This window comes from Cupriavidus sp. 01L415 (assembly GCF_056400065.1).
On the sequence record NZ_JBFTSP010000001.1, the window covers coordinates 922764 to 949400 of the forward strand.

A 26637-nucleotide genomic window follows, 5' to 3' on the forward strand; every position below is an offset into this window, starting at 1 on the left:
TCGGGGATAATCCTTGCCGCACCGTCCGCCAGAGACGGTCGAGATTCCAGCCGCCCCCGGATTTGTCCTTCGCTGTCGTGACCATCACCCCCTCAGCCGCCACACTGGCGGACCGCCTTGAAGCCCTGTTGCCGCAAACCCAATGCACCAAATGCGGGTTCGATGGCTGCCGCCCGTATGCCGAAGCCATGGCGCGCGGCGAGGCTGCAAGCAATCGCTGCCCGCCCGGCGGGGCCGAGGGCATCGTCCGGCTGTCCGCCATACTGGCCGCCGATCCGCTGCCGCTGGACCCCGACCGTGGCGTGGAACAACCGCGCGCGGTGGCCCGCATCGACGAATCGCTGTGTATCGGCTGCACACTCTGCATCCAGGCCTGCCCCGTCGATGCCATCGTCGGGGCGCCCAAGCAAATGCACACGGTGCTGCCGGACTGGTGCACCGGCTGCGACCTTTGCGTGGCACCTTGCCCCGTGGACTGCATCGCCATGATTCCCGTCACGGGCGAAATGACCGGCTGGGCCGCGTGGTCGCAGGCGCAGGCCGATGCCGCGCACGACCGCTACATGGCACGCCGTGCGCGACTGGTCCGCGAGCGCGAGGAAAACGAAGCACGCCTGGCCGCCAAGGCCGCCGCCAAGCTGGAAGCGCTGCAGGCCGAGTCCGTGGTGACAGATGCCGAGCAAGCCGCCCAGGCACGCAAGAAGGCCATCATCCAGGCTGCCATCGAACGTGCGCGCCAGAAACAGGCCGCCGCGACACCGCGCAACACGGAAAACGTGTCGCCAGCCGTGCAGGCGCAGATCGATGCCGCCGAAGCGCGCCGCGCCAGGGCCGGCCTCACGCCGGCGCCCGACTCCAACGCTGGGGGCAGTAGCACCGGCGACAACAACAACGGCAGCGACAAGAACAACTCGCACTCATGAATACCGCCAAGTGCCGCGCGATTTTCGAGACCCTGCGTGAGGTCAACCCGGCCCCGACCACGGAACTGGAATACAGCTCGCCATTCGAGCTGCTGATCGCGGTGCTGCTGTCCGCGCAGGCCACGGACGTCGGCGTCAACAAAGCCACGCGACGGCTCTTTCCCGTCGCGCATTCTCCTCAGCAGATGCTGGCGCTCGGCGAAGCCGGGCTGATCGACTACATCAAGACCATCGGCCTGTACAAGACCAAGGCGAAGCATGTCATCGAGACCTGCCGGATCCTGGTCGAGCGGCATGGCGGCAAGGTTCCTGCCGATCGGGAAGCGCTGGAAGCCCTGCCGGGTGTCGGGCGAAAGACCGCCAATGTGGTGCTGAACACGGCGTTCGGCCAGCCGACGATTGCCGTCGACACCCATATCTTCCGCGTATCCAACCGCACCGGGATCGCCCCGGGCAAGAATGTCGACATCGTCGAACAGAAGCTGCTGAAAGTGGTGCCGAAGGAGTTCCTGCACGACGCGCACCACTGGCTGATCCTGCACGGCCGCTATGTGTGCAAGGCGCGCAAGCCCGAATGCTGGCACTGCGCCATCGAACCGCTCTGCGAGTTCAAGGAAAAAACACCGGCGCCGAAGTAGCAGGCAGCCGCACAAAGCACCCGTACAAAGCAAAAGCGGCGACCCGCATGGGTCGCCGCCTGACAGCGCCTTCCGGCTATTTCAGCCGGGTATTAAAGCTGGGTACTGCAGCCAACGATTACAACCGGCTATCGACTCAGACGATGCGGCAGGCTTCGTCGAACGACAGGCGCGGGTTGCGCGGGTGCAGTTGCTCGGCCACGCCATAACCAAGGTTCACCAGGAAGTTGACCGACCACTTGCCGTCCGGGAAGAACGCGGCGTTGACCTTGGCGGCATCAAAGCCACCCATCGGACCGCAGTCCAGACCCAGCGCGCGTGCGGCCAGGATGAAGTAGCCGCCTTGCAGCGAGCTGTTCACCAGCGCATCGCGAGCTATCTTCTGGTCGTTGCCGGCGTACCACGAACGGGCGTCGGCGTGCGGGAACAGCTTCGGCAGCTGGTCGTGGAAATTGTTGTCGAAGGCGATGATCGCGGTCACGGGTGCCGAGCGAGCCTTGTCCACGTTGCCGGGAGCCACGCAATCCACCAGGCGTGCCTTTTCGGCCGCCGACTTCACGAACACGATACGGGCCGGCGAGCTGTTGGCCGCGGTCGGGCCGAACTTCATCGCGGCATAGATCTGCTGCAACAGCGCGTCGTCCACGTGCTTGTCTTGCCACACGTTGTGGGTGCGGGCTTCGGTGAACAATTGTGCAAGGACTGCCTGATCGACGGATTTCATTGCGCGCTTTCCGGGGTTTTAGGATGAAAGAAAGCGCGATTGTACCGAAGCATGCGCGAACGGCCGAACAGCCCGTTTGACGGAATTGTTCAATTCCGTTCGTCGGCCTCCTTCGCCAGCCTCCTATGGATTTGAACGACTTCTAGCCTGCCTGCTGTTTGCCCGATGCGGCGGCCGGCGGCGTGCCGCTGGCGCGCCGTGTCAGCCAGAGCACACCGGCAAGAATGAGGCCGCCGCCGACCGCCTGCGCAGCGCTGATGTGCTCGCCAAGCAACACGGCCGCGAGCACCACGGTGACCACGGGCTCCAGCGTCGACAGCATTGACGCCTTGGCAGCCCCCAGCCGCTGCAGTCCGGCAAAGAACGTCAGGATCGCCAACACCGTGGAAAGCAGCGCGATGGCCAGCATCGCCAGCCAGCCACCCGCATCGGACGGAAACTGCGGCGGGGTGCCGGCCGCCGACCGCAAGATGCCGAGTGTGAGGTAGACCAGCGCCGCCGCGGTGCAGATGACCGTGGTGGTGGCGATCGCATTGACCCCGGCCGTCACGCGCGCACCCACCACGATATAGATCGAGTAGATCACCGCCGCAGCCACACCGAGCGCGATGCCCAGCGGACTGCCTTGTCCGCCGCCGACGGTCAGCCCCGCCCCGACCGAGCACAACACCAGGGCGATCACGGCTGGCGTCGTCAGCCTCTCCTTAAGAAAGACCGCCGCCAGGATCGTCACGAACAGCGGATACAGATACAGCAGCAACGCCACCAGGCTGGCCTGGGCATAGTTCAGCGCGGTGAAAAAGCAGTAAGACTGGCTGACATAGCCGATGCCGCCCATCGCCGCCAGCGCCAGCACGCGCCGCCAATGTGGCAGTCGGATGCCCCGCGCGCGCATGACCACCGCCATGGCGACGGCGGCCAGCGTGAAGCGCACGGCCAGCAGGCCGTAGACGTCGGCACCGGAGGCAAAGGCATAGCGCGCGAAGATGGCCATGGCCCCAAAGGCGCTGGCGGAGGCCGCGATCAGCAGCACACCGGCAAGCGTGCCGCGAGCGTGGCCAAGGGTACCGGAGGCGGTAGCAGACATGAATGGTTGGGATATAGGCGAACCCTGCATTCTAATGGTGCGCGGGCAGCGGCCGGCAGCCATGCAGGGCCTCGTCTACAATATCGGCCATCATGTTTAATCCCTCACGAGAAGAAGTCCGCCGATTCTTCTGCGAAGCCTGGCAGAAGCGCGTCGCGGGCAGCATCCTGACCCCGCTAGAAGTCATCGCCGTCGACTGGATCGACCAGCATCCCGAGTACCAGTCCCTGCTGACCGATACCGACGCTGCGCTCACCCGCGACTACACCCCCGAAGGCGGCCAGACCAATCCGTTCCTGCACCTGGCGATGCATTTGTCGATCTCCGAACAGGTATCGATCGACCAGCCACCGGGCATTCGCACGGCCTACGAGGCGCTGTCGCGTCGGCTCGACTCCCCGCACGAAGCCCAGCACCAGATCATGGAATGCCTGGGCGAAATGCTGTGGAACGCACAACGCACCGGCATGCCGCCCGACGGTCAGGCCTACGTCGATAGCATCCAGCGCCGCGCCGCCCGCTGATCCTGCCGTACACGTGATCCGGTGCGCGGGGCTGGCGCAGAGAACATTTCGTCACAAGCCGCGTTGAGGCCACGTGATAGGCTTCCGGACATCCCGAACTTTGTCACGCTCCCGTCACCGGCATTCGAGCCGGCGTGGCGTGCAATGCCCATGTCCAGCTCCGTGCCACGCCGCGCCCGCTTCGGCAGCGCGGCTACCCTCCTGCTTGCACTGATTTGCCCGATCCCGGCACACGCCGCGGTCTCCCTCCTGCAACCACCCCGCGTCATCGACGGCACCCGGCCGCTCACGCTAACATTGCTGGTCAGTGCCGACCGCGACACACGCCGCTATGCGGTGCCGGATACGCTGCAGGTCACCGCCTCGGCCGACCTCGGCGCGCCGGTACGCATCACGATGAAGCGAGAAGGCGGCGGGCCGGCCATCCTAAAGCTGCGCCAGGGCGAAAATCGCACCATTGCCTACACCGCCGAATGGCCAGCGGACATGCGCGGCCAGGTGCGGCTCGACGTCGCCGGAATCGATGCCGCGCCGGTGCTCGTCACCCTGAACCGTACCCCGACGCCGAAAACCGAGGCACCGGCTACGGGTGTGGCTACAGCAAGGGCGCCGGCAACCATCGAACAGACAGACACGGCCACGGCCCAGGGCACGCCGACCTCGGAGGCCGGCACGCCGGTGCCCATAACGCCAGTCGTCTCCGCAGCCAACGGCCCCACCACCGGCCCCGCGCCAGCGGATCTCCGGGACGCCCAGCGCCTGTCGTTCAACGAGCCGATGTACATCATGTTCGGCGCGCACGATGGCGCCAACGCCAAGTTCCAGATCAGCTTCAAATACCGGATCTTCGAAGGCGAGAATCCGTCGTCGAAAAGCCTGCTCGACAACCTCTACTTCGCCTACACACAGTTCTCGCTGTGGGACCTGCACGACGAATCGCGGCCCTTCCGCGACACCAACTACCGGCCCAGCCTCTATTACTACCTGTCCGACACGGGCGTGAAAAACAGCGTGATCAGCCGGCTGTCGCTGGCCACCGGCTTCGAGCACGAATCGAACGGCCGCGACGGTGCCGAGTCACGCAGCATCAACACGCTGTTCATCAAGCCCACGATGTACTTTGGCGACCAGACCGACTGGCACTGGCGCGTCGCGCCCAAGCTCTACGCCTATGTGGGCAAGGACGATAACGAGGACATCCCCCACTATCGCGGCTACATGGACCTGAACCTGGCCTATGGCCGGCCGGATTCGTGGGAGTTCTCCGCCACGCTGCGCAAGGGGACCCGCAAGGGCTACGGCAGCATCGACGCCCAGGTAACCTACCCGCTCGCGCGATTGCTGCCGGGCACGGCGGGCTACCTGATGGCCGGCTATTTCTATGGGTATGGCGAGAGCCTGCTCGACTACAACCAGAAGACGCCATGGCAGTTCCGGCTTGGCTACGCGCTGTCGCGCTGAGGCCATGCTGCGACGCCCGCGTCAGGCGCGGGCCTCGTCGTCAACGCGTCGCCATCAACGCGTCATATCAACGATCGGACCGACCGGTCGTCGAGCCCTAGCCGGCGAGCGGCTTGCCACCCGCCTTGAGCCGCGCATTGCCTACCGCCGCGGCAAACTGGCCGTGGCCGTGCCAGCCSGTGGCACGGCCCAGCTTCTTGCCCCGGTGGAAGAACATGAATACGGGAATCCCGTGGAGGCCGAAACGACGACCCAGTTCGGGATGCGCGTAGACATTGGCGTGCAACCACCGCAGGTTCAGCGCGCGGATCGGCTCCGGATTGGCGAGCATCGCCTTCTTGGCCATCTCACAATTGAAGCAGTCCACGCCCCAGAAAAACACACAGACCAGATCGTCACCGGCTGTGGCGATGGCGGCGTCGATGGTTCCGCCATCGACCTCCGTCATGTCGAAGGCGTCGAATGCCCGGTGGTCGAGGTGAGGGGCCGCCGCATGGCCGTCAGATCGCTCGGCATGGTTGTCGTCGGACATGGCAAATTGCTCCAGAAACAAACAAAAACGCCCGGTGCGAGGGAAGCACCGGGCGTCTGGCATGGCCGCTTGTCGGGCACCGGGGCCCGGCGGGATCTCAGCGCGGCGCCGAGACCGTCACCAGTGCCGGCCGCAGCACGCGATCCGCGATCATGTAGCCGCGTTGCAGCACATTGACCACCGTGTTGGGTTCCTGCTCCGACGGCACCATCGAGATTGCCTGATGGCGGTGCGGGTCAAATTTCTCGCCCACCGGGTTCACTTCGACGATCTTGCCGCGCTCGAAGGCAGCAGCCAGCTGGCGGGCGGTCAGCTCCACACCTTCGCGCAACTTGACGAGGTCCCCGGTGTTGTCGGCCAGCGCAGCCTGCAGGCTGTCCATCACCGGCACCAGGTTGTCGGCAAAGTTCTCGATCGCGAACTTGTGGGCCTTGGACACCTCTTCCGCCGAACGGCGGCGGATGTTCTCGCCCTCTGCCGTGGCGCGCAGGAACAATTCGTAATGCTCCTTGGCCTTGGCTTCCAGGTCTGCCACCTGCTGCGTCAGGCGGGCCACATCGTCCCCGCTGGCAGCTTCCACACCCTGCACCTGGGCGCGGGTCACGTCGTCGGCCGCCTGCGGCGCGTTGGAGGATGGCGTCTGATTCTGTTCTTCCATGTCGATCCGTATCAATCCGTATCAAATACTAAAACTCGGCCCGTCTGACGCAGGCCGTCGGGTGGCTCGGATGCCAAACCGGCAAGTCTAGCCGGACTTGGTGTCGGCTACCCGTTTTTCAAGTGTGAAGGTTCAGAGACGCCGAAATACGCCGTTACAAAGCCTCGATTGATGAAATCGAGTGGTGATTGCTTTGCTGCAACGCAAACACTAAGATTCATGAGAGAAAAATGTCAAAAATAACGGGAGCACAAAGGTGGATCAATTTGGTGCATCTTTTGGAAGGTTCGCCATGCACAAGCTTCCTGTCGTGACGCTCTGCCTGGTCGCCGCGCTATCGGTGATGACGGTATTCATCTGCCTGTCCGGCGCGTTCACCCCGCGCGAAACCGAGTATGGCAGCGGCAAGGCCGTATTCAAGCACTACCTCGTCCATTACGTTCGCTGATTCCGCTCTGAATCATCACGTCCTCTGATCCCGCCCCGCCGAGGCGCCCCCGCCCCGGCGAGTCCTGTTTTTCTCCGCAATTCCGTCATCGCCCCCCCCCGCTCAGCTCCTGAAACCGTCGATCCTGCGCCGGTCGCGCTTGGTTGGCCGGCCTTGCAACTGCGCCGTCGGCTCGGTCTGGTAGCGACGCCGCTCGGCGTCCGTGCTTCGCCGCGCCTGGCTCTCTTCGGTTTCGGCATAGAGCGTCTGGGCGATGGGCGCCGACCCGCGCGACGCGCTGATGCCCTTGACCACCACCTCCCAGCGTTGCTGGTGCGCCTCCAGCACGACCGTATCGCCCGGCTTGACCTCACGTGAATTCTTGCAGGGCTGGCCGTTCACCTCGACCCGGCCGCGCTCCACCGCCTCTGCCGCCAGCGATCGTGTCTTGAAAAACCGCGCGCACCACAGCCACTTGTCGATACGCAGCCGCGCGTCGGGTTCGAAATCCACTTGCATCATCTTGTCCTCAACCCGGTCCTCGATCCGGTTTTCATCCCGGTGCTACCCGGCTTTCAAGCCGCCGCCCCTCGGGTCTGTGCCCGCGTGCGCCGCGCCTCCAGCTCGTGCGGATGTGGCGCGCCGAGCGACCAGCCTTGCAAATGCTGCAGCGCCATCTGCGCCAACCCCGCGATCCAGACCTCGGAATCATTCAGGCAAGGAATGAAATGGAAATCCTTGCCGCCAGCCACCCGGAATTCCGACTGACCTTCCATGGCGATCTCTTCGAGCGTTTCGATGCAGTCCGCCGGGAAGCCCGGGCAGAACACGTCCACGCGCTGGGTGCCGACTTTGCCGAGCTCCACCAGCGTAGGCGCGGTGTAGGGCTGGAGCCATTCGGCCTTGCCGAAACGCGACTGAAAGGTCACCTGATATTGCCCCGGCTGCAGTCCCAGCGCATCGCCCAGCAACCGCCCGGTTTTCAGGCACTCGCAATGGTAGGGATCGCCCAGATCCAGCAGGCGGCGCGGCAGGCCGTGGAAAGACAGGATCAGTTTGTCGCCCCTGGCGAAATCGGGCATCCCGTGCTGGGCCCAGTATGCCCCCACCTGCTGGTGGAGCGCGCCGATGTAGGCCGGATGGTCATGAAAATGCTTAATCAGCCGCATTTCCGGCTGGTTGCGCCATTCGGCCAGCACGCGAAAAACCTCGTCGAAGGCCGTGGCCGTAGTGGTGCCGGAAAACTGCGGATACAGCGGCAACAGCAGGATCTGCTCGGTGCCCTGGCGACGCAGCGCCTCCATGACCGACGCAATCGACGGATTGCCATAGCGCATGGCGCAGGCCACCGTCACATCGTGCCCCAGCTGATGCATCAGTTGCTGGAGCGCATGGGCCTGGCGCTCCGTATAAACCAGCAGGGGCGAGCCCGTCATGTGTGCCTCGCGTAACCAGATCGACTCGTATTTCAATGCCGACGCGCGCGACCGGAATGGCAGGATCAGTCCGTGCAGGATCGGCAGCCAGAGCAGGCGCGGAATCTCCACCACACGGGGGTCGGACAGGAAGGCTTTCAGATAGCGCCCCACCGCCTTGGGCGTGGGGGCGTCAGGCGTGCCCAGATTGATCAGCAGGATCGCGGTGCGCGGCGGCTGGCCGTGCTGGTAGGCCGGTTCAGGCGAAAACGTCATGGGTTTTCCGTTGAGACTGCCGGGAGCGCTTCGGGGAAGCAAGGTCGACCCCGCCATGCATCACGCATCGGGGATGAACAGGAGACACGCGCCGCGCGCCACTAGTTCTGGCTGAGCGCGCTGGACAGCAGTCGCGCCGTGATGTCGACGATAGGGATGACGCGCTCGTACGCCATGCGGGTCGGGCCGATCACGCCAAGCGTGCCGACGATCTGGCCATCCACGCCATACGGCGCTGTGATGACAGCCATGTCTTCCAGCGGCACGAGCTGGCTTTCCCCGCCGATGAAGATCTGCACCCCTTGCGCGTGGCTGGACACATCCAGCAACTGCAACAGATTGGTCTTGTGCTCGAAGACATCGAAGAGCCGGCGCAGCTTGTCCATGCTCGACGACAGGTCCTCCACTTCCAGCAGCTTGCGCTCGCCGGAGATGAACACCTGGTCCTCTTCCTCGGCCATGGCGCTGCTGCCCGCATCCACTGCCGCCTGCATCAGCGTCGACATGTCGCGCCGCAGGTCTTGCAGTTCCACCCGCAGGTGGGAGCGCACGGCATCGAAACTCATGCCGGCGTAGTGGGAATTGAAGAAATTGGCGGCCTCAATCAGCTGGGCCGGCGTGTAGGGCAATTCGGTCTGGATGATGCGGTTCTGCACATCGCCTTCCGGGCTGACGATAATCAGCAGGATGCGCCTGTCCGACAGCCGCATGAATTCCACCTGCCGGAACGACTGCGTGCGTCGCGGAGTCATCACCACGCCGGCAAAGTGCGACAGGTGGGACAGCGTATGGGCGGCGGCGGTGATCATCCGCTGGTGGCCGAGCTGCTGCCCGCCCAGCTGACCCTGGATCTGGCCCGTCAGTTCGGCCAGCTCGGCCGCCAGCTCGGGCGCGCGCTCCAGCGGTTGCGCCGTCAGCATCGTATCCACGAACAGACGGTAGCCGCGCGGCGTGGGGATGCGTCCGGCCGACGTATGCGGGCTGGCGATGAAACCCATTTCCTCGAGGTCGGACATCACATTGCGGATGGTCGCCGGCGAGAGATCCAGACCCGAATACTTGGAAAGGGTCCGCGAGCCCACGGGCTGGCCTTCGGCGATGTATCGCTCGATCAGGGTCTTGAGAAGCGTTTTCGAACGTTCGTCCATGATGTCCCGATTTTAATCAAGTTTACCCGGTTCGGGCGGCATGACATGCTCGCTCGTGAACACCTTTGCAGCCGCGGCGGGCCGGCTACTGACAACGGTCACACCGGTATGGTCTAATCCCGGCATGTCTGCCCCCCCAAAGACCGGCGCCCCGCGCGCCCCGTTCAAGACCGTTGCCCTGGTGGGCAGGTATTCGACCGCCGGCATCGAGGGTCCTCTCGAGAAACTGGCGGCCTGCATTTCCCGCAACGGCCAGGATGTGGTGTTCGAGCGCGAAACCGCGATGGCCACGGGCCTGACCGGCTACCCCGTGCTGACTGCCGAGGAAATCGGGCGCGAGGCCGACGTGGCCGTGGTGCTCGGCGGCGACGGCACGCTGCTCGGGCTCGCCCGTCAGCTGGCCGGGCATGACGTGCCGCTGATCGGTGTCAACCATGGCCGACTGGGCTTCATGACCGACATCCCGCTGGAGGACGTGGCCACTGCCCTGCCCGAGATGCTGGCCGGCCGCTATGAGGCCGAGACCCGCACGCTGCTGGAATCGCGCGTGATACGCGACGATGGCGTGATCTTCTCCGCGCTGGCCCTCAACGATGTGGTGGTCAATCGCTCGGGTATCTCCGGCATGGTCGAACTGGCCGTCTCCGTGGACGGCTTTTTCATGTACAACCAGCGTTCGGACGGCCTGATCGTGTCCACGCCCACCGGCTCCACCGCCTATGCGCTGGCCGCGGGCGGCCCGATCCTGCATCCCACGCTCTCCGGCCTGGTGCTGGTGCCGATCGCCGCGCACGCGCTGTCCAACCGGCCGATCGTGCTGCCGCTCGATGCCGAGGTCACGATCCAGGTGGCCACCGCCCGCGACGCAAGCGTCAACTTCGACATGCAATCCCTGACGTCGCTGCTGCCGGGCGACCGCATTGTCGTGCGCCGTTCCGACAAGACCGTCAACCTGCTGCATCCCGTGGGCTACAACTACTACGCCACACTGCGCAAGAAGCTGCACTGGCACGAGTATCCCACCGAAGACAACCGGCTCTGAGCCGCCCCCGCCCTCCTATCGCCCACGATGCTGCGCAGCCTGTCCATCCGCGATTTCGTCATTGTCGACACGCTCGACCTTGACTTCTCCTCCGGCTTTACCGTCTTCACCGGCGAAACCGGCGCCGGCAAGTCCATCCTGATCGATGCGCTGGCGCTGGTGCTGGGCGAGCGTGCCGATGCGGGCGTGGTCCGCGAGGGCGCGTCGCGCGCGAGCATCGGCGCCACGTTCTCCACGCACGCGGCGCTCGATGACTGGCTGGCCGAACGCGAACTCGCGGGGGACGACGGTACCGTGCTGCTGCGCCGGACCGTGGATGCCAGCGGCCGCAGCAAGGCCTTCATCAACGGCGCCGCGGCCACCCTGGCGCAACTGCGCGAAGTCGGCGACCAGCTGGTCGACATCCACGGTCAGCACGCCCACCAGCTGCTGCTGCGCCCCGATGCCCAGCGCCATCTGCTGGATGCCCACGCGGGCCTGACCGAGCAGGCCGACGCCGTGGCCGAGGCCTGGCGTGCTTGGCGTGCCTGCGTGCGCCAGCGCGAGGCCGTCGAACACCAGTCGCGGGAAATGCAACTGGAACGCGAGCGCCTGGAATGGCAGGTCGGCGAACTCGACAAGCTGGCGCCGCAACCGGGCGAGTGGGAAGAGACTCAGTCCGAATACAACCGCCTGTCGCATGCGGCAGGCCTGATCGATGGCAGCCGCGCGGCGCTCGACGCGCTGTCCGAAGCCGACGGTGCCGTGATCTCCGTGCTCAATGGCGTGGTGCACCGACTGCAGTCGCTGGCCGACGTGGACCCCGCCCTGCGCGACGTGCTGGCCGCGCTGGAACCAGCGCTGGTCCAGGCGGAAGAAGCCGCGCATTCGCTGAACCGTTACGTCGACCGTCTGGAGCTCGACCCCGAACGGTTGCAGACGGTGGAAGCCCGCATGCAGGCGCTGCACACCGCCGCGCGCAAATTTCGCCTGCCGCCCGAGCAGTTGCCCGACGAACTGCTGGCGCGCCGCCAGCAGTTGGACGACCTGCAGGCCGCGCAGGACATCAACAAGGTGCTGGCGCGCGAAGCCGCCGCCCGCGCCGCGTACCTGACCCTGGCCAAGCATTTGTCCGGCGCGCGCAAGGCCGCCGCCGAGGCATTGTCGGCCGCCGTCACCGAAGCGATGCAGGGCCTGTCGATGGCAGGCGGCCTGTTCGCCGTCGCGCTCAACGCGCTGGAGGATGGCCAGAGCCACGGCCTGGAGCAGGTGGAATTCCTCGTGGCCGGTCACGCCGGCGTCAGCCCGCGCCCGCTGGCCAAGGTGGCATCCGGTGGCGAACTGGCACGGATCAGCCTGGCCATCTCCGTGATCACCAGTGAAGCCGCGCCCACGCCCACGCTGATCTTCGACGAGGTCGATACCGGCATTGGCGGCGCGGTGGCCGAAGTCGTCGGCCGGCGCCTGCAGGAACTGGGCCGCGCACGCCAGGTTCTCTGCGTCACGCATCTGCCGCAGGTGGCCGCCCAGGCCGGCAGCCACCTGCTGGTCAGCAAGGAGACCGTGGACGCGACCAAGGGCTCGGCCCACGGCAAGGGCCCGGTCACGCGCTCGCGCATCCGTGCACTCGATGCCGAGGGCCGCGTCACGGAAACCGCGCGCATGCTCGGTGGCGCCACGGTGACCGCCACAACCATGCAACACGCCGAAGAGATGCTGGCGCAGGGTGCCCGCGCCGCCGCGGCCAACAGCGCCCGCGAAGGCGGCAACCGCCGTCCGCGCCGCGCCGCGAGCTGACGCGGCACGCCGCCCGCCTCCTCGCACAGAACGCATAGAATTCAGGAGCTTCACACCCATGACCACTGGCCAGCTGCCGTCGTCCCACCGCCGCGCCCCGCGCGGCCCGCGCACCGCGCTCGCCATCGCGCTGGCGCTTACCGCGCTGACTGCCATATCCGGCTGCGCCTCGGAATCCAAGTCGTTCGCACCGCCGCGCGGCAGCATCACCAATGACCGCGCCATCGGCGACATCCTGGTCAAGTTCACGCCGCCGGACGTCAACGTGTCGGAAGACGCCGGCAAGCTGCTGGCCGGCATCGAGGGTCCGGTGCGCTACGTGGTCAAGCGGCCGATGTCCGGCGGCGTCTGGCTGGTCACCGCGATTACCGCATCGGCGGACGTCACGCTGAACCAGGCCGTGGAGACGCTGCGCGCCGCACCGCGCGTGGAGTCCGCCACGCCGGACCGGACCCTGAAGCCGCATCACGGCATGCCGCCCAGCCGGGACATGCCGCAAAGCTGATCGCAGGAACACGTCTCACGCGCGCCGCCGGTCGCGCGTCGGGACGCAGGCAGGGACCGGCGAGCATGTAGAACGAGAAGGGCCCGCCTGGCGATGTCGGATCGCTGCACGTGAGCCCTCGGTGGCAGGTCGCATCCGCACAATCCGCTCCCCAAAGGAGGTCTCGATGCCGCATGCAGCACTGAAAGCCCTTCTCCGTGCGTCCCACGCCGTGCCGGCCGCGTGGCTTGCCCTGGCCACGGGGCTTGCCGCACCGCTCCCCGCCCATGCCGACACCACCGCGCGCAACGCGCCGGTCTACACGGGCAACTACATCGTCCGCTGGCGCGACGGCAGCCAGACCGTCGACAACACCCGCATGCGCAACGTGCAGGCCAACACTGGACTGGCGCTGAGCGTCAGGCGTCCGATGGCCGCCACCCTGCAGCTGATGAGCGTGACGGATACCAGGGGCGACAACCCGGAAGCGGTGGCCGCGCGCCTGCGCCAGGACCCGCGCATCGCCGATGCCGTGCCGGACCGCTGGCTGCGCCTGCATGACACCATCCCGAACGATCCGGAATTCGCCGCCAACCAGACCTATATGGGGCCGCCCTCGCAGGTGGTGGGCGGCGCCAACCTGCCGCGTGCCTGGGATCGCTCGCATGGCAGCAGCGGGGTGGTCATCGCCGTCGTGGATACGGGCTACCTGCCCCACCCCGACCTGGTGGCCCGACTGGTACCGGGCTACGACTTCATCAATACCACCAGCGTCTCCAACGACGGCGACGGCCGCGATGGCGATCCCATCGATCCGGGCGACTTCGTGGCGGCCGGATCGACCTGCCCCGATGGCAGCGGCGCAGCCAACAGCACATGGCACGGTACGCGCGTGGCCAGCGTGCTGGGCGCGACCACCAACAACGCCACCGGCATCGCCGGCGTGGACTGGAGCGCGCGCATCCAGCCCGTGCGCGTATCCGGCCGTTGCGGCGCGCTGCTGTCCGATACGGTCGACGGCATGCGCTGGGCCGGCGGACTGGCGGTGCCGGGCGTGCCCGCCAACCCCACTCCGGCGCGCGTGGTCAACATCAGCCTGGGCGGCGGCACGTGCTCGAGCATTGAGCAGCAGGTGGTCAACGACCTGGCCGCGGTCGGCGTCGTGGTGGTGGCCGCCACGGGCAATAACGCCGGTCCGGTAGCCGCGCCGGCGGATTGCAGCGGCGTCATTGCCGTCACCGCACACGCCAACGATGGCGAGAACGCCAGCTTCGCCAATATTGGATCCCAGGTCACGATCAGCGCGCCGGGGGGCGGCTGCGGCAATTCGAGGGTCGCCATCATCAACGGCGTCGCTACCTGCACGACCCCAGGTGGCCAGTCCTTTATCCGCACGCTGTCGGACAGCGGCCAGACAACCGCCAACGGCTTTACGATCACGTTCTCGCAAGGCACGAGCTTTGCGGCGCCGATGGTGTCCGGCGTGGTGGCGATGATGTTTGCGGTGAACGCGTCGCTGACGCCTGCGCAGGTCATGACCGGCCTGAAGAATTCGGCGCGCCCCCATCCGGCCGGGACCTTTTGCACGGCCAGTGCCAATGCCGGCAAATGCGGAGCGGGACTGCTGGATGCAGACGGTGCGCTGACCGCGGCGGCCAACCCGGCGGCAACCACGCAGCCGCCGGCCGATACCGGAGGTGGAGGCGGCGGTGGAGGCGCCTTCACGCTGTGGAGCGGCGCCCTGCTGCTGTGGATTGGCATCGCGGGCTTTGCCACCCGCCGGCGCATCAGTCGCTAGACACCGTCCTGGTCCGACGCGGCGCCACGCCGCGTCCCCCACCACTCCTGCAAGACCCAGCACGCCAGCCCGGCGACCGCGCCGGCGGCGTGCGCGGCGCGGACCACGCCAAAGCCCCACGACGGATCGAAGACCACCGCCGCCAGCCACGACTGCTCGATCCAGATTTTCCCCAGCACGACGAGACACATCACCACGCCGATCCCGCGCGACCATCCCGGCGCCTGCAGCAGCCGCAGCCCCGCCCACAGCGCCAGCCCGTGCAGCGCGCCGGACAGCCCGCCGTACCAGCCGATCGATGGAATGCGCAGCAGCGCTATCTGCACGGCGAGCCCGCTGACCAGCAGCACGGCCAGCATTTCGCGCACGCGCGTGGCGCGGCCCGCCAGCAGCAGGAGCCCCGCGGCAGCGGCGACGTCGGCCAGCCAGTGGCGCCAGTCGAGGTGGACCCACATCGCCGTGACGACGCGCCACCACTGGTGATCCACATAGACCGCCTCACGCAGATAGAGGCCGTGCGCATGCAGCCACGGCACGAATGTGAACAAGGCCGCGACGATGGCCACGCCAGCCACGGTCGCGAGCATGGCCGGCCAGCCGGGACCGGTGATCAGGGCGATCGCGGCCATGCTGGCGACCGGCTCCGGCCCCTCAGGCTTCACCGAACACCGCGCGCCAGAGCGTCAGCACCTGCGCCGTCTGCGCGGCGACGGTGGCCGGCGCCACGCGCGCATGGGCCTGCCCGTCCAGACGCAGCTTGTGCTGGAGCGCGCGGAACAGGCGGTACGCATCGCCGACCGCCACCGCCAGCCCCGCGTCGATCAGCCCCAAGTCGCCGGCCATCCGCAGCAACGCAATATTGCCCGCGTTACGCGTCAGCGACGGATGCGCGCCGCTATGCAGCAGCACGAGGTACTGCATCGTGAACTCGATGTCGACCATGCCGCCACGATCGTGCTTGAGGTCGAAGAGGTCCGTAGGGTTGGGATGTCCCTCGGCCACCTTGCCGCGCATCTGCACGATCTCGTCGCGCAGCGCGGCCGCATCGCGCGGTTGGCGCAGGATCTCTTCACGCAGCGCCTCGAAGCTTGCGCCGATCTCGCGGTCGCCAGCACAGAAGCGCGCGCGCGTGAGCGCCTGGTGTTCCCATACCCACGCGGTGTTGTCGCCCTCGCGCAGCTGATAGCGGCGGAACGCGTCGAAGCTGGTCACGAGGAGCCCCGCCGCGCCGTTGGGCCGCAGGCGCATGTCGACGTCGAACAGCGTGCCGGCAGCCGTATGGCTCGTGAGCCAGGTGATCAGGCGCCGCGCGTACGCGGCGTAGACGTCTGGCGCGCGCTCATGGTCGTCGTCGTACAGGAAGATGATGTCGAGGTCCGACGCGTAGCCCAGCTCCTTGCCGCCCAGCCGGCCGTAGGCAATGATCGCGAAGCGCGGCGTCTCGGTGTGGCGCGTGGCCAGCTGCCGCCATACCGCCTGCAGCGTGACTTCCAGCATGGCGTCGGCAAGGTCGGACAGCCGGTCCGCCACCTGCTCCACCGTCAGCAGCCCTTGCAGGTCCTGCAGCAGCACGCGGAAGGTTTCGGCATGGTGCTCGCGGCGCAGGATGTCCATCTGTGTCTCGACCTGTCCGTCCGACGCCTGCAGCCGCTCCGCCAGCCGCGCACGGAACGCCGGCCAGTCGGGCGCCCCCGCCAGGGCGTCGCTGTCGAGCAGTTCGTCCAGCAGCTGCGGGTGGCGCGTCAGGTAGGCGGCCGCCCAGCGCGAGGCGTGCAGCGTCTGCGCCACGCGGTCCATCGCCTGCGGGTATTCGGACAGCAGCGACAGATACGAAGCGCGCCGGCTGATGGCATCGAGAAAATCCAAGAAGCGCGCGATAGTGCTGTCCGCATCGTCCTGTTTGGACGCCAGGTCCAGCGCGCGGTTGACCAGCTGGTCGAAGCGCGAGCGGCTGGTCTCGGACAACGCGCGATAGCGCACCGAAGTCGCGATGGCGCGGAGCCGGTCATAGAGCCCGGTGCAGTCGCCAAACCCCACCGCCTGCAGCCGCTGGCACGGCGAGGACTCGGGGTCGGTTTCGTCCGGCCCGTCCTGCGTGGCGCGGGCGTCCTGCTCCTCGCGCACGAGCGCCGGCCACAGGGCTTCGCACTGGGGTACATCGGGATCGGCGAAGGGATCGGAAAACGTCGCCTCGAACTGCTGGGCCACAGGGTCCATCAACGCGCTCATTTGCGCGACCAGCGCGGGCCAGTCCGCGCAGCCCATCATCTGCGCGACGGCCAGCCGTTCGTCGTCCGAGGTCGGCAGGTGATGCGTCTGGGCATCGTCGCGATATTGCAGCCGATGCTCCAGCTGGCGCAGGAAACGATAGGCATCAGCCAGTTGCTCGGCCTGCCCCGCCGGCAGTAGGTTGTGCTCGACGGCCACAGCAAGCACTTCCAGCGTGGGCCGCACGCGCAACGCCGCGTCCTGGCCGCCGCGAATGAGCTGGAACACCTGCGCCATGAACTCGATCTCGCGGATGCCGCCACGGCCGAGCTTGATGTTGAACGAGCGCTGGTTGACGCCATGGCCGGCCAGTCCGCCGCTGCGTTTGGCGGCCTCCGCGCGGATTTGCGCATGCAGCGAGCGGATGGCGGCGATCACGCCGTAGTCCAGGTAGCGGCGGAACACGAACGGCATGGTCAGGCGCGACAGCAGGCCGACCGTGCGCGCGGCATGCGGCGTGTCCTGCGCCGAGACCACGCGGCCCTTGATCCACGCGTAGCGTTCCCACTCGCGCCCCTGCACGACCAGGTATTCCTCGAGCATGCCGAAGCTGCAGACCAGCGGGCCGGCATCGCCATTGGGCCGCAGGCGCATGTCCACGCGGAAGACGTAGCCGTCGGCGGTCACCTCGGACAGCAGCGTGATCAGCCGACGGCCGAGTCGGATGAAGTATTCGTGATTGGACAGGCTGCGCGACCCGCCCTGGGTCTCGCCATCCTCGTCGTACAGGAAAATCAGGTCGATATCCGACGAGACATTGAGCTCGCGTCCGCCGAGCTTGCCCATGCCGACCACCACGAGCTCCTGCACCTCGCCGCTCTGGTCGCCCGTGGGCCGTCCATAGGTCGTGGCTAGGTCGTCGCCCAGCGTGCGCAGGCCGTACTGGATGGCCAGCTCGGCCAGGTCGGTCATGGCGCCGGTGATCTCGGCCAGCGGGGCCAGGCCGCGCAGGTCGCGCTCGATCACCACGCACATCACCTCGGCCCGCAGCCGCCGCAGCGCCTGGGCCACGGCGGACTCCGCGTCGGACGAAGGCACATGAAGCGCACGCAGCCGCGCCTCCATCCAGGCGCGCGTAAGCGGCGCGGCGGCGGCCTGCGCCACCACCCCCGCCAGCTCCGCACGCGCGGCCAGCGTACGTCGTGCGTAATGGGAGTACGCCGCCGAGTACAATACGTGGCCCTCGCAATCGGCGGGGGCCAGTCCTTGCGCCGTCATCGTCGCAAAGGCCCCTTCGGCCATGTTGCCGATCGGGCTGGCGGCGCCCGGCGGCGAATGGTCCGGTGTGGTGCCCGCGCCATCCAGACGGAGGACCGGTTGGGAATGCGCCGGGGCGTTGCCCGGGGCGGAACTCGTCGGATCAGGGACAGTCATTCCAGTTACTTTAGCAATGCGGGCAGGCGCCGTGGAGACACCGCGGAGAGGCGTGTGCGCACCACTTTGGAGAGCGGCTAGTATTGTCGGATAATCTGCGCATGTCCAGCCGCCCAACCGCCCCCGCCGATGGTTCCGCGTCCCCGCACGCGGGCGGCGAGGGTCCCGTCGCGGTCACCACCACTCCCCAGACTTCAGTCCCCGCACGCCCCCGTTTTGGCCGGCGTGCGGCGGCGTTCGCGCGTGGATTCGCGGCGGGCGGCTGGCGGGCCCTGCGTGCCGTGGCCGGCCATCCGGTCTGGCCCCGGCTCGCACGCACTCTGGCGCGCCTGGCGATCGCGCTGGCGGCGCTGGCCGTCATTGCGGTGCTGCTGATCCGCTTCGTGCTGTGGCCGCAGGCGCATACCGCGCGGCAATGGCTGGAGAAACAGGGCTCGGCGGCGCTTTCGGCACAACTGACCATCGGCCAGCTCGATACATATTGGGAAGGCTGGCATCCCGCGTTCCGCGCCCGCGACGTGCGCGCCGTCGACGCGCAGCACCGCGTGCTGCTGTCGGCCGGCACGCTGGACGGCACGCTGTCCTGGCAGTCCGTGCCGGCGCTGACGCTGCAGTTCGCCAGCCTGACGGCCGCGCGCACCGACGTGCTGATCCGCCGCACGCCGGAGGGCCGGCTGCTGGTGGCTGGCGTGCCGGTGAACGCACGCGCGTCCGCCACGGATAACGACCCCTTCCTGGACTGGATGCTGGCCCAGGGCCGCATCGACCTGGTCAGCGGCAACCTGCGCTGGCTGGATGAGCGCGCCCGCCTGCCGCAACTCGACGTGGCGGACATCCACTTCACCACGGAGCGCTACGGATCCCAGCATACGGTGCGGCTGGAAGCCCGCAGCGCGTCCCTGGCGCCGCAGCCGCTGGTCTTCCAGTCGAGCCTCCGGCACGACTACCTGCACGCCGCCGGCAACTGGCGGCACTGGACCGGCCAGGCCAGCTGGAATCTTGGCCAGGTCCAGCTGCCGGTGGTCCAGCGCTACCTGGCCATCTTCGAGAACGTGGCCAGCGGCACCTTCAGCACGGACGGCTCTATCGACTTCCGCGGCGGCAACGTGGTACGCAGCCAGATGCGACTGCGCGCCACGGGCGTGGACCTGCAGCTGGCCGACGCGCCGGAGCCGCTCAAGCTGGCCAACGCGCAGGCGTTCCTGCTGCACAAGGCGGATCGCGCCGGCAACAACCAGCTGACGATCGATACGCTGCTCTGGCAGGCCGAGCCCGTCACGGGCCCGCCGTCGACCACCGATTCGTCGTGGCGCGAGGGCATGCGCAAGGTCACCCTCGACTGGACGCGCGACAACCAGGGCGTGTTGCGGAAGTTCGCGCTGCGGGCGCCCACCTTCGACCTCAATACCGTGCGGGCGCTGGCGGCGTCGATGCCACTGGACATGGCCGTGCTGCGCCAGTTGCGCGCGCTCCAGCCGGCCGGCCACATCGACAACCTCGACGTGACATGGTCGCGCGACCGCGCCGGCCTGCTCACGCGCGGCCCCGGCACGCCACACTACTCGGCCCAGGGCACGCTGCGCAGTGTCTCCGTCAACGGCCAGCCGGCAGACCCGGCGGTGAGCCCGGATGGTCACCCGCGTACCGGCACGCCGGGCTTTGCGCGCCTCTCCGGGACTTTCAATTTCGACGACCGGCAAGGCACGGTGCGCGTGGACAGCGCCGGCGCGGCGCTGATTTTCCCGGGCGTGTTCGAGGAACCGCGTATCCCGTTTGACGAATTGCGCGGCGAAGTGCGCTGGGCGCATGAGGACAGCAAGCTCGTAGTCCGCACCGAGGGCGTGCGCTTTGCCAATGCCGACACCGCCGGCACGGTGCGCGGCAACTGGCGCGCGGGTGGCGACGGCCACGGCGGCATTGCCGACCTGTCGGGCGAACTGTCTCGCGCGCAGGCCAACCGCGTGCCTCGCTATCTGCCCCTGACGCTGCCCAGCACGCGCCATTACCTGGGCGGCGCGCTGGTCAGCGGCGAAGCCACCGACGTCAAGTTCCTGCTCAAGGGCGACCTCGAACACTTTCCGTTCCACGCTCCATTTGAGAAGGCCGGCGATTTCCGCGTGGAGGTGCCGGTCCAGAATGTCGCCTTCCAGGTCGCGCCCCAGGAAGCGGGCCCGAACAGCCGCGGCGGCAACGGCAATGGCAACGGAAATGGGAACGGCGACACCGCGTGGCCCGACTTCACCGACATCACCGGCCAGTTGCTGTTCGAGCGCGGCGGCATGTCCTTCCTGGCCAGGCGTGCCAGCGTGCGGGGCATCCACGGCGTCACGCTGCAGGACGTCAGCGGCCGCATCGCCGACCTGAGCGACCACGGCCACCTGCTGATCGACGGCACCGCCAATGGCCCGGTGCAGAGCTTCCTGCGCTTCATCGCCAACAGTCCGGTCAAGGGCTGGAGCGGCAACGTGACCGAGAACGCCCGCGCACCGGGCAACGGCGACCTGAAGCTCAAGCTGGACCTGCCGCTCAGCCACGCGGCCGGCACCAAGGTGGATGGCCAGTTCCGCTTCCCCGGCAATGACGTGACGCTGTTCCCGCAACTGCCCACGCTGTTCGGCGCCAGCGGCGTGGTGGCTTTCGACGAGCACGGCTTCCGCCTCGACAACGTACACGGCCGCTTGCTGGGCGGCGATGCGCAGATCGCCGGCGGCACGCAGCCAGACGGCACGACGCGTGTGACAGTGGGCGGATCGGCCACCGCCGCGGGCTTGCGCGAGGCGCTGGCCGGGTCGCCCATGGCCGGGCTTGGCCCCCGTATGGAAGGCGCCACGCGCTACAACGTCGTCGTCGGCATCCGCGAGAAGCAACTGCAAGTCCAGGTGGCCTCCGATCTCAACGGCATGGCCCTGAGCCTGCCGGCGCCGCTGGCCAAGACCGCCGGCCAGGACATGGCGTTGCGCTTCGACCTGCATCCGTCGGCCGTGCCGGGGCGCGCGGGCGCGGATGAGATGACGGTGCATCTGGGCAACGCGCTCAATGCACGCTACCTGCTGCGCCGCACAGGCGATGCCATCGATGTCGTCTCCGGCGGGATTGGCCTGGCGCAGCCCGCGCCTCAGCCGTCGAGCGGGGTCGTCGCCGCGCTGACCGCGGATCGTCTGGACGTGGATGCGTGGCGCAATGTGTTCGACGCGATCGACGCGACTGACGCGCCCGCCGGACCGGGCCGCGACAACCCCGGCGGCGTGAACCGGTCCTCGCCGTTCCTGCCGGAACGCGTGACGGTGCGCGCCAACACGCTCGACGCGTTCGGCCGCAACCTGAACGATGTCTCGCTGGATGCCAGCCGGGAAAGCGCGGGCTGGAACCTGCAGATGACATCGCGCCAGGTCGCCGGCACGGCCCAATGGCGTCGCGACGCCAGCACGCCGTCCGGATCGCTCGCGGTGCGCCTGTCGCGCCTGGATATCCCGGAGACCACGGACAGCGGCGACAACAAGCACGACTCGGACGCGATGACGCGCGGCATCGAGGAGTTGCCCGCCCTGGACCTGGTCGTCGACAAGTTCGTGCTGCGCGGCCACGACTTTGGCAAGCTCGAGGTCAAGGCGCATACCAGCCACATCGACAATCAGCCGGTGTGGACGCTGGACAACCTGACGATCGAACAACCGGGCGCCACGCTGACCGGCAATGGCAGCTGGCGCCTGCCGCGCCGGCTGCGCGAGGCGGCGGCGACGGACGGCAATGCATCCCCGACGGCCGGCCGCCGTACGCTGCTCAATTTCAAGCTCGATATTCGTGACGCGGGCGACGTGCTGGAACGCATGGGCCTGCCGCACACGCTGCGCGACGGCAAGGGATCGCTGGAAGGCCGCGTGGCCTGGCGCGGGTCGCCGCTGTCGATCGACTACCCCACCCTGTCGGGCCGCCTGTCGCTGAAGCTCGAGAACGGCCAGATCCTGAACGTGGACCCGGGCGCCGCGCGGCTGCTGGGCGTGCTGAGCCTGCAGAGCCTGTTGCGCTTTGCCACGCTGGACTTCCGCAGCCTGGCCGGACGCGGCACGGTCTTCGACGACCTCACCGGCAGCGGCACGATCGAAAACGGCGTGGGCAAGATCGAGGAGTTGCGGCTCAAGAGCAACCAGATGGTGGCCACGATGACGGGTTCGGCCAACCTGTTGCGCGAAACGCAGGACCTCGAGGTTTCCGTGGTCCCCCGCATCAACGCCACCACCACTTCCGTCGCGGCCGCGTTCATCAATCCGGTGCTGGGCATCGGCACGCTGGCCGCGCAACTGCTGTTTGCGGACGAATTCTCCAAGGTGTTCACGCAGCACTACTTCGTGACGGGGTCGTGGGCCGATCCCAAGATCACCAAAGTGGAGGAGAATAAGCCCCGACAGCCGCCGATCCAGGACCGTTCGGGCATGTATCCCCGGTGATGCCCCGGGCGCCCCGATGAGTAGGAAGCAAGGAAGCCCCCGATGACGACACCCGCTCCGACACCCGCACTTGCCCCATTCCGCGTCGCCGCCGTCCAGACCGTGACGGGCACATCGCTCGATGCCAACCTGGCGCGTGCCGACGCCCTCATCGCCGAGGCCGCGCGGGATGGCGCGGAGCTGGTGTTGCTGCCCGAGTACTTCGGCATGATGGGTCGCCACGAGACCGACAAGGTGGCGATTCGCGAACGCGACGGCGATGGCCCGGTGCAACGCTTCCTGGCCGATGCCGCGCGTCGCCACCGCATCTGGCTGATCGGCGGCACGCTGCCGATGTGGTGCGAGGACGACGGGCGCGTCTACAACACATCGCTCGCCTTCGATCCGCGCGGCGAACGTGTGGCCCGCTACGACAAGATCCACCTGTTCGGCTTTACCAAGGGCACCGAAAGCTACGACGAATCCCGCACGATCCTCGCCGGCACGCAGCCGGTGGCCTTTGACGCGCCGTGCGGCCGCGTGGCGATGTCGGTCTGCTACGACCTGCGCTTTCCCGAGCTGTATCGCGGGCTGGGTGCCGGCGACGGCGCCAGCTTGATTCTGATGCCCGCCGCCTTCACCTACACCACGGGGCACGCGCACTGGGAAATCCTGCTGCGCGCCCGCGCGATCGAGAACCAGTGCTATGTGCTGGCCGCCGCACAGGGTGGAAAGCACGAAAACGGCCGCCGCACCTGGGGCCACTCGATGCTGGTCGATCCGTGGGGCGAAGTGCTGGGTGTGCTGCCGGAAGGCGAAGGTGTCGTCGCCGGTGTCATCGATCCGGCACGACTGGCGGAAGTCCGCCAGAACCTGCCGGCATTGCGCCATCGCGTGCTGTAGGATTATCAGAAGTTCAGAAGCAACTAGAAAAGGACAACCATGAACGCCGGCGATCTCGGAATCCGCAACCTGGCCACCGCGCAGCAACTGCTGCTGGCGCCGTACGGCCTAGACGAGGCCAAGCTCCAGCGCGTGCTGGCCGATATCTTCACGCACAAGGTCGACTACGCCGATCTGTATTTCCAGTACACGCGTAACGAGGCGTGGAGCCTGGAGGAAGGCATCGTCAAGTCGGGCAGCTTCAGCATCGACCAGGGCGTGGGTGTCCGCGCCGTGTCCGGCGACAAGACGGCCTTTGCCTATTCGGACGACATCAGCCTGCCGGCGCTTTCCCAGGCAGCCGCGGCCACGCGCACGATCGGCAAGAGCGGCAACGGCCGCATCAAGGTGGCCAGCGCGTTGTCGTCGCAGACGGGCCGCAACCTGTACACGCCCAACGACCCGCTCGATTCGATGGGCGCGACGGAGAAGGTGGCGCTGCTGGAGCGCATCGAGAAAATGGCCCGCGCCAAGGACCCGCGCGTGGTGCAGGTGATGGCCGGCCTGGCCGGTGAATACGACGTGGTGCTGGTGGCGCGCAGCGACGGCGTGATCGCCGCCGACGTGCGCCCGCTGGTACGTGTGTCCGTCACGGTCATCGCCGAGCAGAACGGCCGGCGCGAGATCGGTTCCTCGGGCGGCGGCGGCCGCTACGCCTATGGCTACTTCACCGACGACCTGCTGCGCAAGTATGTGGACGAGGCCGTGTCGTCGGCGCTGGTCAACCTGGAAGCCCGCCCTGCCCCGGCTGGCGCGATGACCGTGGTGCTCGGCCCGGGCTGGCCCGGCGTGCTGCTGCACGAGGCGGTCGGCCATGGCCTGGAAGGCGACTTCAATCGCAAGGGATCGTCGGCATTTGCGGGCCGCATGGGCGAACGCGTGGCCGCCAAGGGCGTGACCGTGGTCGACGACGGCACGCTGGCCAATCGCCGCGGGTCGCTGAACCTCGACGACGAAGGCAATCCGACGCAGTGCACGACGCTGATCGAGGATGGCATCCTGCGCGGCTACATCCAGGACACGCTCAATGCTCGCCTGATGAAGATGCCCGTGACCGGCAATGCGCGCCGCGAAAGCTACGCCGCGCTGCCGATGCCGCGCATGACCAATACCTACATGCTCAATGGCGACCGCGACCCCGGGGAAATCATCTCCAGCGTAAAACGGGGCCTGTACGCCGTGAACTTCGGCGGCGGCCAGGTCGATATCACCAACGGCAAGTTCGTGTTTTCGGCCAGTGAGGCCTACATGATCGAAGACGGCAAGATCACGTACCCGGTCAAGGGCGCGACGCTGGTCGGCAACGGCCCGGAATCGCTGAAGGACGTGACGATGATCGGCAACGACATGCGCCTGGATTCCGGCGTGGGCGTCTGCGGCAAGGAAGGCCAGAGCGTGCCGGTGGGCGTGGGCCAGCCGACCCTGCGGATCGAGAACATGACCGTGGGCGGCACCGCCTGAACTGGCTGAGCCGCCAGAGCGCCGAGCGAACCTCGGCGCGAAAACGCCGCCACCGTGAACTGACCCCAAGAAGTTGGACACCAACTTTTGGGGTGTTTTTTTATGTTCGATCGGGGCTCGCGGTGCTTCTCTGTTTCTCTGTTTCCACGTTTCTCCGGCTTCGCGGTTGCCGCACCCGCTACGGGCGCACCTCGTAGACGAGGTTGAACGGCGTCTGCGCCGCCCGGCGGAAGCGGGTGAATCCGCCCTGCTCCGTCACGCCTCGCATGCGCGCTTCGCCGGCCTGCGCGCCCAGGCACATCGCGCCATCCTGCGACCTTGATCCGGGCGTGCAGATAAACGTCGAGGCCGAATAGAACACGCGTCCCACAGGATTGAGGTTGTCCTGCAGCCGGTCGTTCGCAAACGGCTCCACGATCATCCAGCATCCGTCGGGCTTCACGGACTCGCGAACATGCCGCGCCGCGCCCACGGGGTCGCCCATGTCATGCAGGCAATCGAACACGGCCACGAGGTCGTAGTCGTGCCCCGGAAAATCCTTGGCCGACGCCACCTCGAAGCTCACACGGCCACCCACTCCCGCCCGTCGCGCCGCCTCCCGCGCATAGCGGATCGAGGGCTCGTGATAGTCGAAACCCTGGAATACCGACGCCGGATACGCCTGCGCCATGATGATGGTGGACGCGCCGTGCCCGCATCCCACGTCGGCCACGGTGGCACCGGCCTTCAGTCGGGCCTCCATGCCATCCAGCGCGGGAATCCAGTCGTTGACCAGGTGGGCCGCGTAGCCGGGCCGGAAGAACCGCTCGGTGCCGTGGAACAGCGAGGGATCATGCTCGTGCCATGCCAGCCCGCGGCCGTTGCGGAAGATATCGGTCACCTTGGGAATCGCGCGGAACTGCGCCACCGCGATCTGGAACGCCCCCGGGATGAATGCCGGGCTCCCCTCCTGCGCCAGCGCAAAGGCCTGTTCCTCGGAGAGCGAGAACTTGTCGTCCGCCGGGTCGTACTCCACATAGCCGCTGGCGGCCTGGGCCGACAGCCATTCGCGCAGGTAGCGCGGATCGGTGCGGGTCTTCTCGGCCAGCATCTGCGCCGTCATCGGCTTTTCCGCCAGCGCCTTGTAGAGGCCAAGTTCGTCGCCCAGCACCACGGTCGCCGCGTGCATCACGGCGCCAATGTCATGGACGAACTTCTCCATGAACGCATTCAGCTTGGCTTCATCGACTGGCATGATCGCTCCCCACCGCAACAC

At 67.4% G+C, this 26637-nt stretch carries 22 protein-coding genes; 12 read left to right on the forward strand and 10 right to left on the reverse strand.

What is annotated here, in order from left to right:
- Nucleotides 1-62: 62 nt before the first annotated feature.
- Complete coding sequence (rsxB, locus tag AC1DOX_RS04270; protein ID WP_441615328.1) at nucleotides 63-923, forward strand: electron transport complex subunit RsxB; 861 nt, start codon at nucleotides 63-65, stop codon at nucleotides 921-923.
- Nucleotides 920-1561, forward strand: a complete 642-nt coding sequence (gene nth, locus AC1DOX_RS04275; protein ID WP_092138722.1) for an endonuclease III — start codon at nucleotides 920-922, stop codon at nucleotides 1559-1561. Before rsxB ends, nth begins: the two co-directional genes overlap by 4 nt.
- 136 nt (nucleotides 1562-1697) lie before the next feature.
- Here the strand turns inward: nth and AC1DOX_RS04280 are convergent, their stop codons facing one another.
- Both AC1DOX_RS04280 and AC1DOX_RS04285 read right to left on the reverse strand, forming a co-directional pair.
- Nucleotides 1698-2285 carry a malonic semialdehyde reductase gene (locus AC1DOX_RS04280; protein WP_441615331.1) on the reverse strand — a complete coding sequence of 196 codons (588 nt, stop codon included), beginning with the start codon at nucleotides 2283-2285 and terminating at the stop codon, nucleotides 1698-1700.
- A 142-nt stretch (nucleotides 2286-2427) separates the two neighbouring features.
- A complete protein-coding gene (locus tag AC1DOX_RS04285) occupies nucleotides 2428-3372 on the reverse strand; it encodes a DMT family transporter (protein WP_441615333.1) in 945 nt (314 codons plus the stop codon).
- A 92-nt stretch (nucleotides 3373-3464) separates the two neighbouring features.
- Here AC1DOX_RS04285 and AC1DOX_RS04290 point away from each other — a divergent pair, with 92 nt between their 5' ends.
- On the forward strand, nucleotides 3465-3896 hold the full coding sequence (locus AC1DOX_RS04290) for a DUF1841 family protein (RefSeq protein WP_441615335.1): 432 nt from the start codon (nucleotides 3465-3467) through the stop codon (nucleotides 3894-3896).
- Between the two features lie 150 nt (nucleotides 3897-4046).
- Complete coding sequence (locus AC1DOX_RS04295; RefSeq protein WP_441615337.1) at nucleotides 4047-5357, forward strand: phospholipase A; 1311 nt, start codon at nucleotides 4047-4049, stop codon at nucleotides 5355-5357.
- Nucleotides 5358-5454: 97 nt separating this feature from the next.
- Here AC1DOX_RS04295 and AC1DOX_RS04300 read toward each other — a convergent pair whose 3' ends face one another.
- Nucleotides 5455-5889: a thioredoxin family protein gene (locus AC1DOX_RS04300; RefSeq protein WP_441615339.1), complete on the reverse strand. Its 435-nt coding sequence runs from the start codon at nucleotides 5887-5889 to the stop codon at nucleotides 5455-5457.
- A gap of 97 nt (nucleotides 5890-5986) precedes the next feature.
- Complete coding sequence (grpE, locus tag AC1DOX_RS04305) at nucleotides 5987-6547, reverse strand: nucleotide exchange factor GrpE (protein WP_092138727.1); 561 nt, start codon at nucleotides 6545-6547, stop codon at nucleotides 5987-5989.
- 292 nt (nucleotides 6548-6839) lie between these two features.
- On the opposite strand from grpE, the gene AC1DOX_RS04310 reads away from it, so the two are divergent.
- Nucleotides 6840-6995, forward strand: coding sequence for a hypothetical protein (locus AC1DOX_RS04310; protein WP_176861000.1), 156 nt, complete (start codon nucleotides 6840-6842; stop codon nucleotides 6993-6995).
- Between the two features lie 102 nt (nucleotides 6996-7097).
- On the opposite strand, the gene AC1DOX_RS04315 is transcribed toward AC1DOX_RS04310, so the two are convergent.
- The 3 genes from AC1DOX_RS04315 to hrcA form a co-directional block, all read right to left on the reverse strand.
- Entirely contained in the window at nucleotides 7098-7493 is a 396-nt protein-coding gene (locus tag AC1DOX_RS04315) for an RNA-binding S4 domain-containing protein (protein ID WP_441615640.1), read from the reverse strand.
- 56 nt (nucleotides 7494-7549) lie between these two features.
- Complete coding sequence (gene hemH, locus AC1DOX_RS04320; RefSeq protein ID WP_441615342.1) at nucleotides 7550-8665, reverse strand: ferrochelatase; 1116 nt, start codon at nucleotides 8663-8665, stop codon at nucleotides 7550-7552.
- Between the two features lie 101 nt (nucleotides 8666-8766).
- Nucleotides 8767-9813: a heat-inducible transcriptional repressor HrcA gene (gene hrcA, locus AC1DOX_RS04325; RefSeq protein ID WP_092138729.1), complete on the reverse strand. Its 1047-nt coding sequence runs from the start codon at nucleotides 9811-9813 to the stop codon at nucleotides 8767-8769.
- 124 nt (nucleotides 9814-9937) lie between these two features.
- Here hrcA and AC1DOX_RS04330 point away from each other — a divergent pair, with 124 nt between their 5' ends.
- The 4 genes from AC1DOX_RS04330 to mprA all read left to right on the forward strand — a co-directional run bounded on the left by AC1DOX_RS04330 (nucleotide 9938) and on the right by mprA (nucleotide 14913).
- Nucleotides 9938-10855 (forward strand): NAD kinase, encoded by a 918-nt coding sequence (locus AC1DOX_RS04330; protein ID WP_092138730.1) that lies wholly within the window; start codon nucleotides 9938-9940, stop codon nucleotides 10853-10855.
- Nucleotides 10856-10882: 27 nt separating this feature from the next.
- Entirely contained in the window at nucleotides 10883-12631 is a 1749-nt protein-coding gene (gene recN, locus AC1DOX_RS04335) for a DNA repair protein RecN (protein ID WP_441615345.1), read from the forward strand.
- A 58-nt stretch (nucleotides 12632-12689) separates the two neighbouring features.
- Nucleotides 12690-13136, forward strand: a complete 447-nt coding sequence (locus AC1DOX_RS04340) for a hypothetical protein (protein WP_441615347.1) — start codon at nucleotides 12690-12692, stop codon at nucleotides 13134-13136.
- Nucleotides 13137-13302: 166 nt separating this feature from the next.
- Nucleotides 13303-14913 (forward strand): MprA protease, GlyGly-CTERM protein-sorting domain-containing form, encoded by a 1611-nt coding sequence (mprA, locus tag AC1DOX_RS04345; RefSeq protein ID WP_441615349.1) that lies wholly within the window; start codon nucleotides 13303-13305, stop codon nucleotides 14911-14913.
- On the opposite strand, the gene rrtA is transcribed toward mprA, so the two are convergent.
- Both rrtA and glnE read right to left on the reverse strand, forming a co-directional pair.
- Nucleotides 14910-15542, reverse strand: coding sequence for a rhombosortase (gene rrtA / locus AC1DOX_RS04350; protein ID WP_441615642.1), 633 nt, complete (start codon nucleotides 15540-15542; stop codon nucleotides 14910-14912). The two genes, mprA and rrtA, sit on opposite strands and share 4 nt — an antisense overlap.
- Before the next feature lie 22 nt (nucleotides 15543-15564).
- Nucleotides 15565-18423, reverse strand: a complete 2859-nt coding sequence (glnE, locus tag AC1DOX_RS04355) for a bifunctional [glutamate--ammonia ligase]-adenylyl-L-tyrosine phosphorylase/[glutamate--ammonia-ligase] adenylyltransferase (protein ID WP_441615644.1) — start codon at nucleotides 18421-18423, stop codon at nucleotides 15565-15567.
- A gap of 233 nt (nucleotides 18424-18656) precedes the next feature.
- On the opposite strand from glnE, the gene AC1DOX_RS04360 reads away from it, so the two are divergent.
- The 3 genes from AC1DOX_RS04360 to tldD are packed head-to-tail and all read left to right on the forward strand — an operon-like array spanning nucleotide 18657 to nucleotide 25382.
- The gene (locus AC1DOX_RS04360; protein ID WP_477101310.1) at nucleotides 18657-23000 is read left to right on the forward strand and encodes a YhdP family protein; all 4344 of its coding nucleotides are present in this window, start codon (nucleotides 18657-18659) and stop codon (nucleotides 22998-23000) included.
- Nucleotides 23001-23042: 42 nt separating this feature from the next.
- Nucleotides 23043-23882, forward strand: a complete 840-nt coding sequence (locus AC1DOX_RS04365) for a carbon-nitrogen hydrolase family protein (RefSeq protein ID WP_441615353.1) — start codon at nucleotides 23043-23045, stop codon at nucleotides 23880-23882.
- Between the two features lie 39 nt (nucleotides 23883-23921).
- A complete protein-coding gene (tldD, locus tag AC1DOX_RS04370; protein WP_441615355.1) occupies nucleotides 23922-25382 on the forward strand; it encodes a metalloprotease TldD in 1461 nt (486 codons plus the stop codon).
- Between the two features lie 178 nt (nucleotides 25383-25560).
- Here tldD and AC1DOX_RS04375 read toward each other — a convergent pair whose 3' ends face one another.
- A complete protein-coding gene (locus AC1DOX_RS04375) occupies nucleotides 25561-26616 on the reverse strand; it encodes a class I SAM-dependent methyltransferase (protein ID WP_092138738.1) in 1056 nt (351 codons plus the stop codon).
- Nucleotides 26617-26637: the final 21 nt, after the last annotated feature.

Bases quoted from the DNA above. Each gene is read 5' to 3' on its own strand.
- AC1DOX_RS04310 (WP_176861000.1), top strand. From the start codon at position 6,840: ATGCACAAGCTTCCTGTCGTGACGCTCTGCCTGGTCGCCGCGCTATCG.
- rrtA (WP_441615642.1), bottom strand. From the start codon at position 15,542: ATGGCCGCGATCGCCCTGATCACCGGTCCCGGCTGGCCGGCCATGCTC.
- nth (WP_092138722.1), top strand. From the start codon at position 920: ATGAATACCGCCAAGTGCCGCGCGATTTTCGAGACCCTGCGTGAGGTC.
- glnE (WP_441615644.1), bottom strand. From the start codon at position 18,423: ATGGCCGAAGGGGCCTTTGCGACGATGACGGCGCAAGGACTGGCCCCC.
- hrcA (WP_092138729.1), bottom strand. From the start codon at position 9,813: ATGGACGAACGTTCGAAAACGCTTCTCAAGACCCTGATCGAGCGATAC.
- AC1DOX_RS04315 (WP_441615640.1), bottom strand. From the start codon at position 7,493: ATGCAAGTGGATTTCGAACCCGACGCGCGGCTGCGTATCGACAAGTGG.
- grpE (WP_092138727.1), bottom strand. From the start codon at position 6,547: ATGGAAGAACAGAATCAGACGCCATCCTCCAACGCGCCGCAGGCGGCC.
- recN (WP_441615345.1), top strand. From the start codon at position 10,883: ATGCTGCGCAGCCTGTCCATCCGCGATTTCGTCATTGTCGACACGCTC.
- AC1DOX_RS04375 (WP_092138738.1), bottom strand. From the start codon at position 26,616: ATGCCAGTCGATGAAGCCAAGCTGAATGCGTTCATGGAGAAGTTCGTC.
- AC1DOX_RS04295 (WP_441615337.1), top strand. From the start codon at position 4,047: ATGTCCAGCTCCGTGCCACGCCGCGCCCGCTTCGGCAGCGCGGCTACC.
- mprA (WP_441615349.1), top strand. From the start codon at position 13,303: ATGCCGCATGCAGCACTGAAAGCCCTTCTCCGTGCGTCCCACGCCGTG.
- AC1DOX_RS04290 (WP_441615335.1), top strand. From the start codon at position 3,465: ATGTTTAATCCCTCACGAGAAGAAGTCCGCCGATTCTTCTGCGAAGCC.
- AC1DOX_RS04360 (WP_477101310.1), top strand. From the start codon at position 18,657: ATGTCCAGCCGCCCAACCGCCCCCGCCGATGGTTCCGCGTCCCCGCAC.
- AC1DOX_RS04330 (WP_092138730.1), top strand. From the start codon at position 9,938: ATGTCTGCCCCCCCAAAGACCGGCGCCCCGCGCGCCCCGTTCAAGACC.
- tldD (WP_441615355.1), top strand. From the start codon at position 23,922: ATGAACGCCGGCGATCTCGGAATCCGCAACCTGGCCACCGCGCAGCAA.
- AC1DOX_RS04340 (WP_441615347.1), top strand. From the start codon at position 12,690: ATGACCACTGGCCAGCTGCCGTCGTCCCACCGCCGCGCCCCGCGCGGC.
- AC1DOX_RS04365 (WP_441615353.1), top strand. From the start codon at position 23,043: ATGACGACACCCGCTCCGACACCCGCACTTGCCCCATTCCGCGTCGCC.
- AC1DOX_RS04280 (WP_441615331.1), bottom strand. From the start codon at position 2,285: ATGAAATCCGTCGATCAGGCAGTCCTTGCACAATTGTTCACCGAAGCC.
- AC1DOX_RS04285 (WP_441615333.1), bottom strand. From the start codon at position 3,372: ATGTCTGCTACCGCCTCCGGTACCCTTGGCCACGCTCGCGGCACGCTT.
- hemH (WP_441615342.1), bottom strand. From the start codon at position 8,665: ATGACGTTTTCGCCTGAACCGGCCTACCAGCACGGCCAGCCGCCGCGC.